The organism is Corynebacterium canis (genome assembly GCF_030408595.1).
GTDB lineage: Bacteria > Actinomycetota > Actinomycetes > Mycobacteriales > Mycobacteriaceae > Corynebacterium > Corynebacterium canis.
Genome location: NZ_CP047080.1, coordinates 2452057 through 2468879 on the forward strand (window position 1 = coordinate 2452057; position 16823 = coordinate 2468879).

The following is a 16823-nucleotide window of genomic DNA, read 5'->3' on the forward strand; positions in this document are numbered from 1 at the left end:
CAACGGCTGCACACAACCTATCCGGAGCGGGCAGGGTCCCAGTCCAGCCAGGCAGTTTCCAAACCCCAGCCGACCAATCAAGCTTCCAGGCGCGCCACGTGCAGGGCTAGGTAGGCGATTTCATCGTCGGTAAGCGGCTCGCCGAGGCGCAATGCGAGCACGGCGGCCAATCGGCCGGCGCAGGCCACCGCTTCGGGGTGGCTATACTGCAGGCTTTCGCTGAGCACCGCCATACCTTCTCGCAATTGTGTTCCCTGGCGGGCGCGGACGAAGAGGTATCGCATGTGTGTAATAAACCGCGCCGCCGTGACGGATTCCCGGGGAACCTCGATACCGAGGCTGTGTTCGATGATTTCAAAGAGTTGGGTAAACACGCCGGTCATCAGGTAGGTGTCCGTCAGGTCGCCTTCCCGCAGCCCTGCGTTCACCAGGTGCAGGGCTATGGCAACCGCCTCTACCTGCGGCAATTCCAGCTCCAATTGGGTGCTTATCGCCGCCAGGATACGCCGGGCGTCCGCATATTCCTCCGGGTATAAGTGCTTCACTTCCGTGGCCAAGGGGTGGTATTCCTCCTGCAGCTTTGCCGCCCGCAGGCTGGCCTGGTGCAGGTGATCTGCCAGCGCCACAATGGTCGCGGTGCCGGGGTTGCGGCCGACAACCTGCAGCGCATCGTCGGCCGCCGCGATGAACTCGGGCGGGATGGCGGCAAGCTGCTCGCCGAGGTGATCGCTCGAGCGATTGCCCTCCGGGATAAACACCCGCTGGACTTTCGATTGATCAACCGGGCGGCCCGGCTTCGTTTGAAAGCCCACGCCCCACCCGGTGAGGATCACCTCGCCGCCGGAATCATCGGTGGCCAGCACCACGTTATTGTTCAGCACCCGGAGGATTTTCACCTGCTGTTCAACGCCTCTCCGTTCGAAGCGATCACATCCCGGTACCAGGCGAAGGAATCCTTGGGGTAGCGCCGGAAGGTGCCCGCCCCGGAATCGTCGCGATCCACATAGATAAACCCATAGCGTTTGGACATTTGTGCGGTAGAAGCGGACACCAGGTCGATGCAACCCCACGAGGTATAGCCAAGGATCTCAACCCCATCCGCAAGGGCCTCGCCCACCTGCACGAGGTGATCACGCATGTAGTTGATGCGGTAGTCGTCGTGCACGGTGGGGCCTGCCGGGGCGTCGACAAGCACATCGCGGGCGCCGAGGCCGTTTTCCACGATAAACAGCGGTTTCTGCCAGCGGTCCCAATACAAATTCAGCAATATGCGCAAGCCCACGGGGTCGATCTGCCAGCCCCATTCGGAGGCCTCCAGGGTGGGGTTCGGGATGCCGCCCATAAGGTTGCCCGCGCCCTTCGTCTGCTTCGCCGGATCGGCGGATTCACACGCCGACATATAGTACGAAAAGGAAACAAAATCGACGGTGTGTGCGATTGCCTCGCGGTCCGCATCGGTGATTTCCAGCTCCACGCCGTGCTCACGGAAGTGCCGCAGCAGGTACCCCGGGTAAGCACCGCGGCAATGAATATCACCGAACGCAATATCTAATTGCGTCTCATGCAGCGCCTTATACACATCATCCGGCGCCGGGGTAAGCGGGTAGCGCGGGATCCCGATAACCATGCACCCGACCTTGTTTTCCGGATCAATCTCATGCGCCAGGCGCGTCACGCTGCCGGAGGCCACCAGCTCGTGGTGGATCGCCTGATACAGTTCCGTCTCCGTCAATTCCGCGCGCGGCGTTTCGATGCCGCCGGACAGGAACGGCTGGTGCAGGATCGAATTGATCTCATTAAAGGTAAGCCAATAGCGCACGCGGCCCCGGTAGCGACGAAACACCGTTTCGGCATAACGTTCGAAAAACCCGATGAGTTTGCGGTTGCGCCAGCCGCCGTATTCGCGCGCCAGTGCCAGCGGCGTTTCATAGTGGCTCAGCGTGACCAAGGGTTCGATTCCATGCTTTTCCAGCTCATCCAACACACGGTCGTAGAAGGCCAGGCCCGCCTCGTTCGGCTCCTCCTCGTCCCCACGCGGGAAGATCCGCGACCAGGCGATGGAAAAGCGGAACACCTTAAACCCCATTTCCGCAAACAACGCGATGTCCTCCGCGTAGCGGTGATAGAAATCGATCGCCTCCAGCTTGAGATTATCCGGCGTGGGCTCCTGCGTCGGCGGTGCCATCACGCCGCGCGGCAGCACGTCCTGGATGGATAGCCCTTTGCCGTCGACGTTGTATGCGCCTTCGATCTGGTTCGCCGCGGTCGCACCGCCCCAGAGAAAACCTTTGGGAAAAGCCATCATTTGCTCCTATTTTCTAATCAGAGGGTGATCAAGAATCCGGCTTCCCCACGTACGGCGGGGGCGCCAGTGTGTTCGGGGACCCGCACGGCCGCGAATTTCGCTGGATTGGTCACCACGAGGATAGTTGTTGGATCAAAACCGGCGGCGGCGATAGCCGCCACGTCCGCCGTGCCGAGCAGCTGGCCGCGGGTGACGGTGTCGCCCTTGTGCACCTGCGGCGCGAAATGCTCGCCCTTGAGCTTCACCGTGTCGATGCCGATGTGCACGAGGATTTCCGCGCCCTCCTCCGTGCGAATGCCGTATGCGTGCCCGGATGCCGGCGCCGCCACCACTTTGCCGCTGACCGGGGCAAAGAACTCGTTGCTGGTCGGCAGCACCGCCGTTCCCGTGCCCATCGCTCCGCTTGAAAACGCCGGGTCCGCGACCTCCGCCAGGGGGATTACCTCGCCCGCCACCGGCAACAGGACTGGCACCGTACCGCTTATCGACGCCGCGCCCGCGACCTCCGCGGCCGCCTCCCCCGCCGCGGCTTCCGCGGCAGCCGCCTCGGCTTCTTCCTTGCGCTCGATGGACGGCAGCATCACAAAGGTGCCGATAAACGCCAGCAGGATCGCAAGCCCGGAGGCGAACACCTGTGTGTAAATGGAGCCGACGGTAAAGGACGCCGAAAACGCCAAGAGCGATGGGAACACAAATGCGTCTTGAGCGTTGCCGCCGATACCCACGATCGCGCCGCCGATCGCGCCCGAGACGCAACCGATAATAAACGGAACCTTGAGCGGCAGGTTCACACCGTAAATGATCGGCTCGGTCACCCCGGCAAGGAATCCGGACACCGCCGCCGGGGAGGCAAGCTTGCGGCGCTTTGCGTTTCGGGTCCGAATCGCCACCGCCAGCACCGCGCCGCATTGGGCCAATACCGCCGGCATCAGCGGGGCCATAATGGTGCTGTATCCAACCGTGGCAAGATCATTCAGCATCACCGGCACTAGGCCCCAGTGCAAGCCGAAAATGACCAGTACCTGCCAGAATCCGCCCAGCAACGCGCCCGCCAGCCAGGGCATCGCCTGGTAGATGGCGAGCAAACCGGAGGAAATGCCATTGGCCAGCAGCATGGTCAAGGGGCCGATGGTGAGCAAAACCAACGGCACCATAACGATCACGCACAGCAACGGGACCATAAAGTTCCGCAATGCGCTCGGTAGCACCTTTTCCAAACCGCGCTGCACATAGCTCAACGCCCACACGCTCACAATCGCGGGAATCACCGAAGACGCATAGGACATGGAAGTTAGCGGCAGCCCAAAGAAGCGCAGCGCCTCTTCCCCACCCATCAGCGCAACCAGATCGGGATGCAGCAGCGGCGCCACCACCGCCATCGCGATAAACTCATTGGCTCGGAATCGGCGGGCCGCCGTCACCGCCAAAAACAGCGGCAGGAACGTAAACAACCCATCCACGGCGGCGTTAAACACGATGTATTCCGTGCTTTCGGGGCTTAACCAGCCGAATTGCGCCACCATGCTCAACCCGGCCTTGCCCAGCGCGATGCCGGCAAGGGCCCACAACACCGGCGTGAAAATCGCGGAAATGATATCCACGAAGGCATCCAGCGGATTCTTCTTCTCCTTGGGTGCAGGCTCCGCAGTGGAAGATTCCTTACCGCCCTTGCCTTGCATGCCCGGCAAGGCGACCACGGCCTCGTAGGCAAACGGGACGTCATTACCCACAACCACTTGGTGTTGGCCACCTGCGGTCACCACCGTGAGCACGCCCGGCGCCGACTCCGCGGCCTTAACGTCCGCACGCGCGGCGTCGATAAGCGCGAAACGCAATCTCGTGGCGCAGTGGACCACGCCGCGAATATTATCCGCACCGCCGAACGCGGCAACCACCTCCCGCGCCAAATCCTCAAAATCAGCCTTGACGGCCATCGCCCTTTCCTTTCCTAAAAACTGCCCTGAAACGCAAAAAGACCTAAGCCGCACGGAAAACCGAACTGCTTAGGTCTTGCCCCGCTGGAGCGGGTCACAATCCTTCAAACCCAACGGAATGGGTACTTGAACATCAAGTATGGCGTGCTGCATCACAAAAGCAATAGGTGTGACGGGGATTACTTATGTGGGGTTTTGGGGGCGTGTCGCGGGCTGCGGCGCCTGGGAGTTCGAATCAGTGATTCTGGAATCTGCTGGCGGCTTTCGGCCGGGTGGCGTGCCAAAATTGCACTTCCCGCGGGTCCCACAACGGTGTCCGGTAGTCAAGCTTGGCCACGGGCTGCGGGGCGCTCCTGCCAACATGGGTGTGCCAGGTTTTGATCGAAAGCCCACAGTTTTCGGCGGCCTCCGCGGAAGTCCACAGACGCTGTCCAGTCGATTCGTCGATAATGATAGGTTTCACCGCAGGATCCTTGGATGTGTCATTATTGATGTTCTCCCATGGCTTGAGTCTCGATTGCTTACGGAAGTGTGTTCGAAGTTGTTGTGCGGATTAAGGCATTTCGGGCGGTGGTATATATTAAGCCGAGTTTTTATTTGAGTGGCACACGACTAAATATCAGCAAAGTCTCAGGCCAATAATACTGCCTTGCATTCAAACTCGCCGCAGCGAAAATACAAAGGGGGTACCCGCGAAAACCCGCCCCACCCAATAATATATTTCCTCACAAAATATAACGTGTACAACGAGAGCTCTGGAAGCACAGCGAAACCCCGCACGGGCGGTCTCGCCTATGCGGGGTTTCAATTCGGGGTGGCTGACGGGGCTCGAACCCGCGACAACCAGAATCACAATCTGGTGCTCTACCAGCTGAACTACAGCCACCATCGCTGTGTTATGCAGCGAGAACTATAGTAACCCACCGGCCGCCTATTGCAAAAACTGCTGGTAGGCGTGGGTGGATTCGCGCGATGCTTCCAACGCTTGGTCGGTGGTTACGCCGGGCGCGGGGGTGAACACGCTGCGCCGGTAGTAGTCGAGTTCGCGTATGGATTCGACGATATCGGCGAGCGCGCGGTGCGCCATGCCTTTGGTTGGCTGGTTGTAGTACGCCCGCGGGTACCAGCGCCTAGCGAGCTCTTTGATGCTGGAGACATCCACCATGCGGTAATGCAGCGCGGCGTCGAGGCGCGGCATGTATTGCCGAATAAAGGTGCGATCCGTGGCTATGGAGTTGCCAGCCAGCGGCGCGGGGTGATCCTTTTCGCAATGCTTTTCGACGAGCGCGAGAACGGCGTTTTCAGCGTCCTGCAGCGTGATCTCGGATTCGCGAATTTGGTCGATAAGCCCGCTGCTGCGGTGCATCTCGGCCACAAAGCCATCCATTTCCCGCAGCTCTTCCTCGGTGGCGTGGATAACTAGGTCCACGCCCTCGCCAATGATATTGAGTTGGGCGTCCGTGACTAATGCGGCGACCTCGACGATGACGTGGCGCTTGGGGTCCAACCCCGTCATTTCAAGATCAATCCAGACCAGCCGGTCATTCTTTGGGGGTATTTCCATTACGCCATTTTCTTGTAGAACCCGCCGATCACCGGCGCAATAACACCAGTAGGCAGGACAGCGGTGAGTACGTGCATAAGCTTTGACAGCGGACCTGGAACGACGCGACGTCGAGAAGCAGCAAGGGCTGCGAGGGCCTCCACGGAGCAGGCGTCATAGGTGGTCCACAAAAAGCCCGGAACCACGCGGTCCACGATGGTCATCTCCGCGGCGGGTATATGGGCCTCCCGCACCGGGCCGGGGGCCAACAGCGTGCAGGTGACGCCCGTGCCCTTGAGCTCGTAGTGCAGCGCCTCCGTAAACGCGTTCACACCGGCCTTGGTGAACACATACGTCGCATTATTGGGGATGGGCACATTGCCAGCCGTCGAACCGACGTTCAAAATCGCGCCCTCGCGGCGGGCCAACATGCCCGGCAATACCGCCCGCGTAAGCTCAAACACGGCGGTGGCATTCAGTTCGAATTGCTGCTGCTCCCGCCGCCAATCCTGGGACATAAACGGGCCAAAAGTCGCCGTACCGGCGGAATTAATAATGATGTTCACCTCCCGATCCGCGATCTCCGCAATAAGCGCTCCGCGCTGCTCCGGATCCGATAGATCACACGCGCGAACCTCGGCGGTAACGCCATAGCGCGAGGCCAAATCCGCGGCGAATTCTTGCAACACCTGCTCGCGGCGGGCCACCAGAATCACGCTGTGCCCAAGCTTGGCCAAATCCCGAGCAATCGCCCGGCCAATACCCTGACTAGCGCCGGTAACAAGCGCCCGGGCGGAAGCGCTGGGAGAAGGGAGGGACATACGATGCCTTCCAGTAGAGTTCCACTTCGCCGACCATCGTACCCGGTACCTCGGTCTTGCAGGTGGGGTTTAGGTGTGGGTGGTGTGGGTGGTTTGGGTCCCAGTGTGTGCGTGGCGGCAAGGGAATGAAGGGAATGTGTAGCTGACGTGCCATCCGATAGGCCCAATGACAGCACAAGACAGCGACAATACCGTCTCGGATCGATCAACAAATCTCATTCGAATATGCGAAGCTTCAAATTCCGCATAAACTGTGACCCGTCCCCCTCTTTCCCCGCACCCCGCTGGGATGTTCCGTTAGTGGCAGTTGGGGGAACAACCTTCCCCACGTGAGTGGGGATTCACAGGCCTCTCACACTTGCTTGCGTGAGGGGCCTTACACTTTCTCTGCTCGACATTCGCATATTATTGAATCAGTTTGTCGGTCTCGAGAGAGCTTTCCAACCATGAAGGATCAGTGTCTCAACCTCCAACCGGAACCGGTGGGAGTGCCACAACGAACTTGGGCCAAGTTTCAATTCGATACAAAAGACTGGATGCCCTTGTTTCGACATCTTGATGATGCCGCATGCGTCGCTTGGTGTCTGTGGGACGAATGGTTGTCTGGCAATGCGCGCTCATTGATTACGCGAGAATGCGGTGGCGATGCGCTCCTGGCGAAAAAGATCGCAGTGCTCGTCGCTGCCGGCCACGACATCGGCAAACATAGCAGTGCGTTTGCCATGCAGGTTCCATCTCTCAAAGACCACATGATTGATGGCGGGGCCAAGTTTTTAACCCTGACGCCAGACGAACGCCGAATGGTGCCTCACGCCATAGTTAGTGGGTTGAGTTTCCGAGACTGGTACCAGGAGGCCATCGAAGATAACTATTTGCAAGCTTTTGAAGCGATCGCCTCGATCGTTGCTTCCCACCACGGTCGGTTTCCGAGCCATCAGCTCATGAACAATAACCCCCAGTACCTACGGGAAAAAATTGAGTTTCCAGAATGGCACCAAGAGCGAATGGGCTGGTGGGAACGCGCCATTGCTACGGCCGGGATAACGGACGAAGATCTCAAAACACTGAGGCAGATCAAACTATCGCAATCGAGCCAACTTATCCTCAGCGGACTCCTCGTGATGTGCGACTGGATCGCTTCCAATCAGAGCTTGTTTCCCCTCACCGATTTATCCCCCAGCGACGAACGCACCGACAATGCACTGGATCAGCTCCAGTTACCACCCCAGTGGGAGCCTTTACCGCCAACCAGCGACGCCGAATTGTTTGCGTCACGTTTCAAACTTCCGAGCGAAGCTAGCCTGCGTCCAATACAAGAGGCCGCGATAAGTCTCGCGCGGGACGCCAATGAACCGTGCCTCATGCTCATTGAGGCACCGACAGGCGAAGGAAAGACCGAAGCCGCCCTTGCGGCAGCCGAAATCCTTGCTTGTAAATTCGAATTAAATGGAATCACGTTTGCACTTCCAACTTGCGCAACGAGCGACGGAATATTCCCACGAGTTATCGCGTGGCTAGGAACTACATTGCAGGCAGGAACCCAAGCAAGTGCAGTCTTAACTCATGGTCGCGCGCAATTCAACGAAACGTATCGCGAATTGTTCGCCCCGAAATACATCGAAAATGTTTATGACGATGATCAATCAAGGTATGACGAAACGAGGCCAAAATCGATATACGCCCACTGGTGGCTGCGTGGCCGAAAAACATCGTCTCTCGCAAACTTTACGGTGGGGACGATTGATCAAGTCCTATTCGCAGCACTTAGTTCGAAACATTTAATGCTCAGGCACGTTGGACTCAGTGGCAAGGTCGTCATATTTGATGAGATTCACGCATCCGATACATACATGATGGTGTATTTGGAGCGCGCTCTCCAATGGCTTGGCGCCATGGGAGTCCCAGTCATCGCACTGTCCGCCACGCTACACCCGAAACGCCGAGCCGCGCTCCTTTCCGCGTACAAGCAAGGTGCCTGCATGTTCAGCGCGAAGTCGTACGGTCGTTCGACACGGAAAACAGACGAAACTGAAGCGCAATCCCAAACTGGTTATCCATTAATCAGTGTTGCCGCTTCAGATAACACAGAATTCAAAGCTCTAAAACCTTCGACACGGAAAGCCCAATACAATCTGGAATTTATTGGTGAAGAAGTCTCTGACATAGCGGAGCTAATCATCGAAAACTCTTCGAACGGGGGCTGCATCGCCGCAATCTGCAATACAGTCAATCGTGCGCAAACGCTCTACCAACAGCTCTCCAACCACTTTTCAGAAAATGAAATTGTTCTTCTACATTCTCGGTTCGCGGCAACGGAACGTCGGAAAATGGAAAAAGAACTAGTACGAAAGCTTGGCCCGCAACAAAAAGACCGGCCAAAGAAGTTAATCGTGGTCGCGACACAGGTAATTGAGCAATCCCTCGACATCGATTTCGATCTGCTCTACACAGACATAGCGCCTATGGATTTGTTGATCCAGCGAGCTGGGCGATTGCACAGACACGCTGAACACCACAATCTCCGCCCATCAAACCTATCAACCGCGCGATTAGTAACTGGAGGGTTTACGAATTCCCAGCCGCCAACCTTCGACGGAGGAAGTGAAGCCGTCTACGGAAGAGCGTTGCTGCTAAAAACACTCGCTACTGTTCAGGGCCACATACAAACAAGTGGCTCATCGATCGAGTCTCCGCGCGATGTCTCTGGACTGGTCCGCAGCGCGTATTCGGAGGATCTAACCCCTCCAGTTGGCTGGGAATCCATATGGGAAGAAGCGGAGCAAGAGAGAAGGGAACACGAGGCTGCCTTAATTGAAAAAGCAAAGAGTTACCGCATCAAAATTCCAAAGACTGAACCGCTAACAGGGTTTGATACTGGGACGGCTGGGGAGGCCGACGATAACCACCGTGGACGAGCTCAAGTTCGCGATGCAGAAGACTCCTTAGACGTGATCTTGGTGCAACGAGTTAACGATGAGCTCCGCACATTGCCGTTTTTAGACACGTATCCCGGCGCGCGCGTAGATATGACTGCTGGCATCGACGATGAGCTCGCGCGATGCACGTCAATGTGCACCGTATCGTTACCCGCATTCCTTGCCAGAGGATCTCTTGCCAATCGGGTAATCAGTGAGCTCGAGCAAAATGGAATAGAATCATGGCAACGTTCGCATTGGCTCCGAGGGGAGTTGCCGCTCATTCTGGATGAAGATCTAAAAGCCGATTTAGCTGGGCTTTTAGTTCGCTACGATAGGAAGCTCGGGCTCACAGTGACCACCCCCGAAAGAAGTGTTTAACTTAGTCGCTGTTGGGGTGTGGGGTTGACGATCGAGTCAACGGGTACTAACGTTTGGGTTGCTCGAGAAAACTTCGAGCTTGATTTCTCAAGAAGGATCAGCCCATGCCCCCAACCTCGATGAACCTGGTAAGTTCACCGTGGATCCCCGTGATTAATACGAGCGGATCCACCGAACTCATCAGCATCAGAACTGCACTGAACCATGCGGGAGACTACCTCGACGTTGCCGCCGAACTACCCAGCATGGACTTCGGAATTCGCAGAATTCTGCTCGCTATTCTCTACCGCGCAACCATCGAACAACTGGAAGAAGGAGACCCCTTCGAAATCTGGAAGTTGTGGTGGATTGCAGGTGAATTCCCAAGCGATTCTATTAATGCGTACTTGGACACTTGGGAACACCGCTTCGATTTGTTCGACGAGACAGCTCCGTTTCTCCAAACTCCAAGCCTTCACACCCAGAAAGGCGATTGGAAAGACCTCGGTGTGCTGATTTCAGACAGCCCCGGGGCAGGCGCTTTGTACAACCAACTCGATCCAGATGCTCCGATCGATCCTGCAACCGCAGCTCGCTGGTTGATTCACGCCAACGCGTTCGACTACTCCGGAATAAAATCTGGCGCAGTCGGCGATAAACGCGTGAAAGGCGGGAAAGGCTACCCAATGGGTATCGGGTGGAGCGGCTGGCTGGGATGCACCACGATCAAAGGTCAAAACCTGTTTGAAACACTTGCTCTCAACTTTGTAGCCAATCGTGAACTCGACGACGATACCTTTGAAAAGGATCTTCCAATTTGGGAAGAAAAGCCATTGACCTCCAGTGCTCGGCCCGAAGCACAGGCATGGGGTCAAGTCTCCCTAATCACTTGGCCTCAACGTCGGATTCGGCTCAAGGAAGAACACGGACTGGTTACCGGGGTACTCATCTGTAACGGTGATCCAGTCGATTACACGAATCAACGCGGCAATGAATACATGTCCCCCTGGCGTTACTCCAAACCACAATCATCCAAAGCCAAGCAACCAATTTACATGCCAAGTGGATTGCAGCCCGGCCGAGCAATGTGGCGTGGACTCGAAACACTACTCCCCCCAAGTTCCGAGAACATGGTAAAAGCACCCGACAAGCAATCGGTCCACGCTTCATACCCAGCAACGACCGTGGAATGGGTCGGCGAACTCACTACCCGCCGGATATTACCTACATCTTTCCGAATGAACCTCGAGGTCACCTCAGTCATCTACGGAACCCAGAGCGCAGTGATAGATCAAGTGATCCAAGATTCCCTGACCTTCCCTGCACTCCTCGCAACAACTGAAGGGGAACAGCTACGAGCAATCGTGGCAACAGCTGTGCAACGCGCCGATATCGCCGCCAACGCACTTGCCAAATTCGCTGGAAATCTTGCCCGCGCTGAAGGTGGAGAACCAGCCACTGCAACCGAGTCCACTCGCAAATCAGTATTCGGTCTCATTGACCCGTTGTTCCGCGATTGGCTTAGTCGCCTCACCATTTCCGAAAAAGAAGCGGAAGTCGAACTCCAGCAATGGACCGACCAACTTCGATATCTCGTAAAAGATGAAGGTGCCACATTAGTGCAACGAACCTCCCCCGCAGCTTGGACCGGCCGCGAAATAGACGATCGCCTCTACACAGTCGGTCAAGCCGAGGCCTGGTTCTTTGCAGAAATCAACAAATCCCTACCGAAACCGAAAGGAGACCCGCAGCAATGACGGACACAAAACCAATGCCCAAAAGATCCCGCGTCGCAGGCTTCACTCGTGCCCGCATCGAGTATTTGCAAAACCAATACACGACCGGAAACCCCGCAGCCCGCGCAGACCTCGCCCGCTTTCGCCGAGCGGTCGGAAAACCGCTGGGTGCCACCCCAGAAACCTGGCAAGTATTTTCGCAAGGCTTCCCAGAAGAGCTGATCGGTCGGGGCGATGCCCCAAGCAAGGCGGAAAACGCAGCCTATCACGCGATCACCCTGTATGCGCTGCATCAGCAATCTAAAACCGACAAATACATGCATGTCGCATCCAAGGATGAAGGTAATCGCCTCACCACCTCACCAGGGTTAGGCGATGCGATCCGCCAGCTTGCCAATCCCGCCAACCCTGACGAATCCAAAGCAATCATGCGCCGATTCACCGCAATTACAACGGCTCAGACTTTCGATGCCCTCGTGTACCACCTGCGCGGATTAATCAAGCTGTTCCGTACCGAAAACATTGCGTTGGACTACGGTCGCCTCGCCTCGGATTTGTACGAGCTGCAATTCCCCGAATCCGCCAAGTCGGTTCGTCTCAATTGGGCGCGCCAACTGTACCGCACCCACAAAGATTCCTAACCCACCTCACTGATCTGAAAGGTCTACCCATGTCCAATCTTTACCTTGACTTCCACATCCTGCAGACTGTCGGCCCGGCCAACATCAACCGCGATGACAGCGGTAGCCCCAAGTCTGCGGTATTCGGTGGTGTACGCCGTGCCCGCGTCTCCAGCCAAGCATGGAAGCGCGCAATCCGCAAAGACTTCGAAAAATTCCTCGATCGCAACGATCTCGGTGAGCGCACCATGTTCGCGGTCGACCGAATCGCTGAGGCAATCATCGAAAGCAACCCTGAACTGGCGGATCGTGCCCAAGAGCTCGCAAAGGATGCGCTCACCGCTTCAGGCATCAAGGTCCAAGCTCCCAAAAAGAAAGAGGCTGATGCCGATGCTACGCGTCCTGTCACTGGTTATCTTCTGTTCCTCGCTCGCCGCCAAATCCAGGCCCTGGCTAAACTGGCCGTCGAGTCCGCGGAAAGCGGCAAGGTGGACAAAAAGCAGGCGAAGGCAGCCGTGCAAGACCAGCACTCCATCGACGTCAGCCTATTTGGCCGCATGATTGCCGACGCCCCAGAGCTCAACGCCGACGCTTGCTGCCAGGTCGCACACGCAATCGGCGTTCATGCCAGCGACACTGAGTTTGATTACTTCACGGCCGTTGATGACAACGCTCCTGAAGACAACGCTGGTGCCGGCATGATCGGAACCGTGGAATTCGTTAGCTCTACACTGTACCGCTACGCGACGATCAACGTCACCGAGCTGATCAAGAACCTCGGTTCTCAGGAAGCAGCAGTCCGTGCAGTTGAAGCGTTTGCGCAGTCGCTCATCACTTCGATGCCCACCGGCAAGCAAAACACCTTTGCCAACCGGACTCGCCCTGAACTCGCACTGCTGTCGGTACGTTCCGATCAGCCCGTCAACTTTGTCGAGGCATTTGAAACGGCGATCACCAACACTTCCGGCCGCGTAACGGAAGCCACCCGCAAACTCGCCGAACATGCCTTCGAGTCCGACGAAGCTTACGGCAGCGAGCCCGAAACCTGCGTGTTCCTTGCCACAGGTGGCGCCACCGCAGCAGAGGCTATCTCCGCGCTGGAAAAACTGGGCAACAAGGTAAATCTGCCCGAGCTCATCTCTACCGCCGGTGATGCCGTCCGCAACATCAAGCTTAATGAGGATGCCTAATGTCAGTATTGCTCCTCCGTTTCGCGGGGCCAATGCAGGCGTGGGGAGATTCCTCGAGGTTTAACCATCGAGCGACTCGCCGAGAACCCACCAAAAGCGGTGTTTTCGGCCTCCTAGCCGCCGCCCAAGGGCGACGCCGCAGCGACCCCCTCGAAGACTTGCTCGACCTACGCTTTGGCGTACGCACAGATCAGGTCGGCCGTGTCATCACAGATTTTCAAACCGAAATCGACTGGCGCACCGGCAAATCCAAAGCTCTGACCTACCGAGATTACCTTGCGGATGCTCGCTTCCTTGTAGTGATCGAGGGCAACCGGACCTTCCTAGAATCCCTCGAAGCGGCAGTAAAAAGCCCGGCATACCCATTGTTTCTGGGCCGCCGTTCGTGTCCCCCATCAGGGAACATCACCCTCGGAATTCACGAACAAACACTCGATAAGGCTCTAGTAAACCACGAGTGGCTCGCCGCCACTTGGTACAGGAAGAAGCAGCCAGCACGGGTACAACTAGCGATCTCACGCGACCAATTACCTGGCGAACAAGCAGATGAATTCATCCGCGACGTTCCGGTTAACTTCGAACAACGTCACCGCCAACACAACCTACGCGGGGTGGTCCATCGCTTTACACCGCTATTCGAAAACCCCGACGGTCGCCAAACTCGAGATCACAACCCATTCGAACTGATTGGAGGTGCCTAATGCCCTACTTAAGCCGTATGGATTTGAACCCACACCGGCGGAAGACGGCACAATTCCTAGCGAACCCCCGATCGCTCCACGCAGCTGTCATGTGTTGTTTCCCTCCCAACAAGGAACAGACCGATGCCCGCATCCTTTGGCGCATCGATCGCAATCAGCACGAAGTTACACTTTGGCTGACCAGCAGCACCGTCCCATCATTTGAGCACCTGCAAGAACAAGCCGGATGGGCAAACGAGGTCACTTGGGAAACACGCGACTACGCGCCATTGCTGAACCGCCTAATCAAAGGACAGCAATACCGCTTTCGCCTCGCAGCAAACCCTGTGGTGACCGCACGCTGCGAAGATGGCAAAAAGCGCCGCCTTCCACTCGTACGTGAGCACGAACAAATCTCGTGGCTGACCAACCGATCCGAACAAATCGGCGCCAGATTCCTCACTACCGACAACGACGGCGCAGAGATCCCTGCAATAACCGTCACCGAAGACAAAACCCTACGTTTCCGGCGTGAGAAACAAACCGTCACCCTTGCGCGGGTACAACTCGACGGCGTCCTGACTGTCACCGACCCTAAGCTGCTTGCCGACGCCCTGGTACGCGGCGTCGGCAAGGGAAAAGGTTACGGCCTCGGCATGCTGACGCTGGCGGCAATGTGAGCAAGCAATGAGCAAAGAAATCCCCGGCATACGACCATCGAAACCCTCGGAGCTACTACGTGCTGAGGATCGTGTGAGCTTCCTCTACCTCGAGCATTGCACCATCGGCAAAAGCTCAAGCGCGCTCACCGCGACGGACGAACGCGGAGTGGTGCACATACCCAGTGCAACACTTTCCGTACTTATGTTGGGGCCAGGCACCCGGGTAACGCACCAAGCCATGACCGTCATCGCCGACAGCGGCATGTCGGTCATCTGGGTGGGGGAAGAAGGCGTGCGCTATTACGCACACGGCCGACCCATCGGACGCAGCACTCGCCTACTCGAAGCCCAAGCAAAAATTGTGAGCAACGAACGACTCCGACTCGCTGCCGCTCGGCAAATGTACAACATGCGATTCGAAGGCGAAAACGTAAGCAAACAAACCATGCAACAACTACGCGGGCGCGAAGGCGCACGAGTACGCAAAGTGTATAGAGAATCGGCGAAAGCCACCGGCGTGGAATGGAACGGACGAGAGTACGAAATGGACAATTTCGCAGCGTCTGACCCTATTAACATGGCCCTTTCAGCTGCCCACACCAGTTTGTACGGCATTACACATGCGGCAATCGTTGCGCTAGGTTGCTCACCCGGGCTGGGGATTATTCACACCGGGCACGATCGATCATTCGTGTACGATGTGGCAGACCTGTACAAAGCAGAAGTCACGATCCCTATTGCGTTTGAATCTGTGCAAACAATGCAAGACATGGGATTCATGCCAGACGAACTGCCTTCCTACGTACGCCGCGCCTGCCGCAACGCCTTTAAACAGTCCAAGATTGTTGAACGACTAGTGACCGACATCAAACACTTGTTGCTCCCCGATGACCCCGTAGCAGCGGACACAGGATTTGAGGCCGAAATCGTCGAACTATGGGACAACCGAAGAGCCAACGTAGCTGGTGGAAGAAACTACGCTAATGAGTAAGCCGTGATCACAGTAATACTAACGTCGTGTCCCGAAAGTCTTCGCGGACACCTAACTCGATGGTTAGCCGAGATCAGCGCCGGAGTGTTCGTCGGCAAGGTCAACCCACGCATACGCGAAAAACTATGGGACTTAGTGAAAACGGAGGTGAAAACCGGAAGAGCTCTCATGACCTACAGCACTAGGGAGACCGAACAAGGCTATGCGTACAAAGTACACCGCCACGATTGGATTCCCGAAGACCATGACGGACTACTACTCATACGAAGGCCAACCAAACAGGTGCAGAAAACAAACCTTAAGCCTGGTTGGTCAAATGCTGCGAGACGCCGCAGGTTCGGCTGACACTTCACATCAGCCCCATATTTACATTTAGGCTAAATTAAATGTAGAATTCGGAGTGCGGAACCAAACTCGCTGCTGAACAAGTGTTTTCCCCGCTCACGCGGGGATGTTCCCTCACAGCCCCGCCCCCCACATGGATACAAAGCGTTTTCCCCGCTCACGCGGGGATGTTCCGCTGGTCGACCGAGACCAATACAGCGACGTACAGTTTTCCCCGCTCACGCGGGGATGTTCCGCCCACGGATTTTTTCATCTCCGCGGACTTTCAGTTTTCCCCGCTCACGCGGGGATGTTCCGACAGGTTGGCTGGCCTATTGTGGTCAATCCGAGTTTTCCCCGCTCACGCGGGGATGTTCCGACCAATCTCTGTACGGTCGCCTTCGCGGGTGAGTTTTCCCCGCTCACGCGGGGATGTTCCGTGGTGAACGCATATGTCGCGCACCAGCCATGGGTTTTCCCCGCTCACGCGGGGATGTTCCGATTTTACGGACCTGTGCATGCGTCTCAAATGGGTTTTCCCCGCTCACGCGGGGATGTTCCTCCACCGCCCGCCCTGCCAAAATCCACGCACACGTTTTCCCCGCTCACGCGGGGATGTTCCTGCCATCTGACCACGGCGTTACCCCCGCTACTAGTTTTCCCCGCTCACGCGGGGATGTTCCCATCCTCGCCGACGATTCACGAAGGCGTGGATCGTTTTCCCCGCTCACGCGGGGATGTT

General features: G+C 57.0%; 14 protein-coding genes, 1 tRNA gene and 1 CRISPR repeat array (1 of these 16 running past the window's edge). Of the genes, 8 read left to right on the forward strand and 7 right to left on the reverse strand.

What is annotated here, in order from left to right; all coding sequences use genetic code 11:
- Window positions 1–77: 77 nt before the first annotated feature.
- The 7 genes from CCANI_RS10860 to cmrA form a co-directional block, all read right to left on the reverse strand.
- Entirely contained in the window at window positions 78–896 is an 819-nt protein-coding gene (locus CCANI_RS10860) for a PRD domain-containing protein (RefSeq protein WP_146324109.1), read from the reverse strand.
- Window positions 893–2305 carry a glycoside hydrolase family 1 protein gene (locus CCANI_RS10865; RefSeq protein ID WP_146324108.1) on the reverse strand — a complete coding sequence of 471 codons (1413 nt, stop codon included), beginning with the start codon at window positions 2303–2305 and terminating at the stop codon, window positions 893–895. Before CCANI_RS10865 ends, CCANI_RS10860 begins: the two co-directional genes overlap by 4 nt.
- A gap of 17 nt (window positions 2306–2322) precedes the next feature.
- Complete coding sequence (locus tag CCANI_RS10870; protein ID WP_146324107.1) at window positions 2323–4239, reverse strand: beta-glucoside-specific PTS transporter subunit IIABC; 1917 nt, start codon at window positions 4237–4239, stop codon at window positions 2323–2325.
- A gap of 235 nt (window positions 4240–4474) precedes the next feature.
- The gene (locus tag CCANI_RS10875) at window positions 4475–4702 is read right to left on the reverse strand and encodes a hypothetical protein (protein ID WP_146324106.1); all 228 of its coding nucleotides are present in this window, start codon (window positions 4700–4702) and stop codon (window positions 4475–4477) included.
- A gap of 350 nt (window positions 4703–5052) precedes the next feature.
- Window positions 5053–5125 (reverse strand) — tRNA-His (locus tag CCANI_RS10880).
- Between the two features lie 45 nt (window positions 5126–5170).
- Window positions 5171–5803, reverse strand: a complete 633-nt coding sequence (gene orn / locus CCANI_RS10885; RefSeq protein WP_146324105.1) for an oligoribonuclease — start codon at window positions 5801–5803, stop codon at window positions 5171–5173.
- On the reverse strand, window positions 5803–6603 hold the full coding sequence (cmrA, locus tag CCANI_RS10890) for a mycolate reductase (protein ID WP_146324104.1): 801 nt from the start codon (window positions 6601–6603) through the stop codon (window positions 5803–5805). The genes orn and cmrA overlap by 1 nt, the downstream gene beginning before the upstream one ends.
- Before the next feature lie 446 nt (window positions 6604–7049).
- On the opposite strand from cmrA, the gene cas3 reads away from it, so the two are divergent.
- From cas3 to cas2e, 8 genes are all read left to right on the forward strand, one after another.
- Window positions 7050–9899, forward strand: a complete 2850-nt coding sequence (gene cas3 / locus CCANI_RS10895) for a CRISPR-associated helicase Cas3' (RefSeq protein ID WP_146324103.1) — start codon at window positions 7050–7052, stop codon at window positions 9897–9899.
- A 119-nt stretch (window positions 9900–10018) separates the two neighbouring features.
- Window positions 10019–11635, forward strand: a complete 1617-nt coding sequence (gene casA / locus CCANI_RS10900; protein ID WP_281284994.1) for a type I-E CRISPR-associated protein Cse1/CasA — start codon at window positions 10019–10021, stop codon at window positions 11633–11635.
- Window positions 11632–12255, forward strand: a complete 624-nt coding sequence (casB, locus tag CCANI_RS10905) for a type I-E CRISPR-associated protein Cse2/CasB (protein WP_146324101.1) — start codon at window positions 11632–11634, stop codon at window positions 12253–12255. The genes casA and casB overlap by 4 nt, the downstream gene beginning before the upstream one ends.
- 29 nt (window positions 12256–12284) lie before the next feature.
- Complete coding sequence (cas7e, locus tag CCANI_RS10910) at window positions 12285–13424, forward strand: type I-E CRISPR-associated protein Cas7/Cse4/CasC (protein ID WP_146324100.1); 1140 nt, start codon at window positions 12285–12287, stop codon at window positions 13422–13424.
- Window positions 13424–14125 (forward strand): type I-E CRISPR-associated protein Cas5/CasD, encoded by a 702-nt coding sequence (gene cas5e, locus CCANI_RS10915; protein ID WP_146324099.1) that lies wholly within the window; start codon window positions 13424–13426, stop codon window positions 14123–14125. Before cas7e ends, cas5e begins: the two co-directional genes overlap by 1 nt.
- Window positions 14126–14142: 17 nt before the next feature.
- Window positions 14143–14784, forward strand: coding sequence for a type I-E CRISPR-associated protein Cas6/Cse3/CasE (gene cas6e, locus CCANI_RS10920; RefSeq protein ID WP_290211553.1), 642 nt, complete (start codon window positions 14143–14145; stop codon window positions 14782–14784).
- 7 nt (window positions 14785–14791) lie between these two features.
- Window positions 14792–15757, forward strand: a complete 966-nt coding sequence (gene cas1e / locus CCANI_RS10925) for a type I-E CRISPR-associated endonuclease Cas1e (protein WP_146324097.1) — start codon at window positions 14792–14794, stop codon at window positions 15755–15757.
- Window positions 15758–15760: 3 nt separating this feature from the next.
- Window positions 15761–16102, forward strand: a complete 342-nt coding sequence (cas2e, locus tag CCANI_RS10930; RefSeq protein WP_146324096.1) for a type I-E CRISPR-associated endoribonuclease Cas2e — start codon at window positions 15761–15763, stop codon at window positions 16100–16102.
- An 85-nt stretch (window positions 16103–16187) separates the two neighbouring features.
- Window positions 16188–16823: a CRISPR direct-repeat array (repeat unit 28 nt; unit sequence GTTTTCCCCGCTCACGCGGGGATGTTCC) (it continues 10017 nt past the right edge of the window).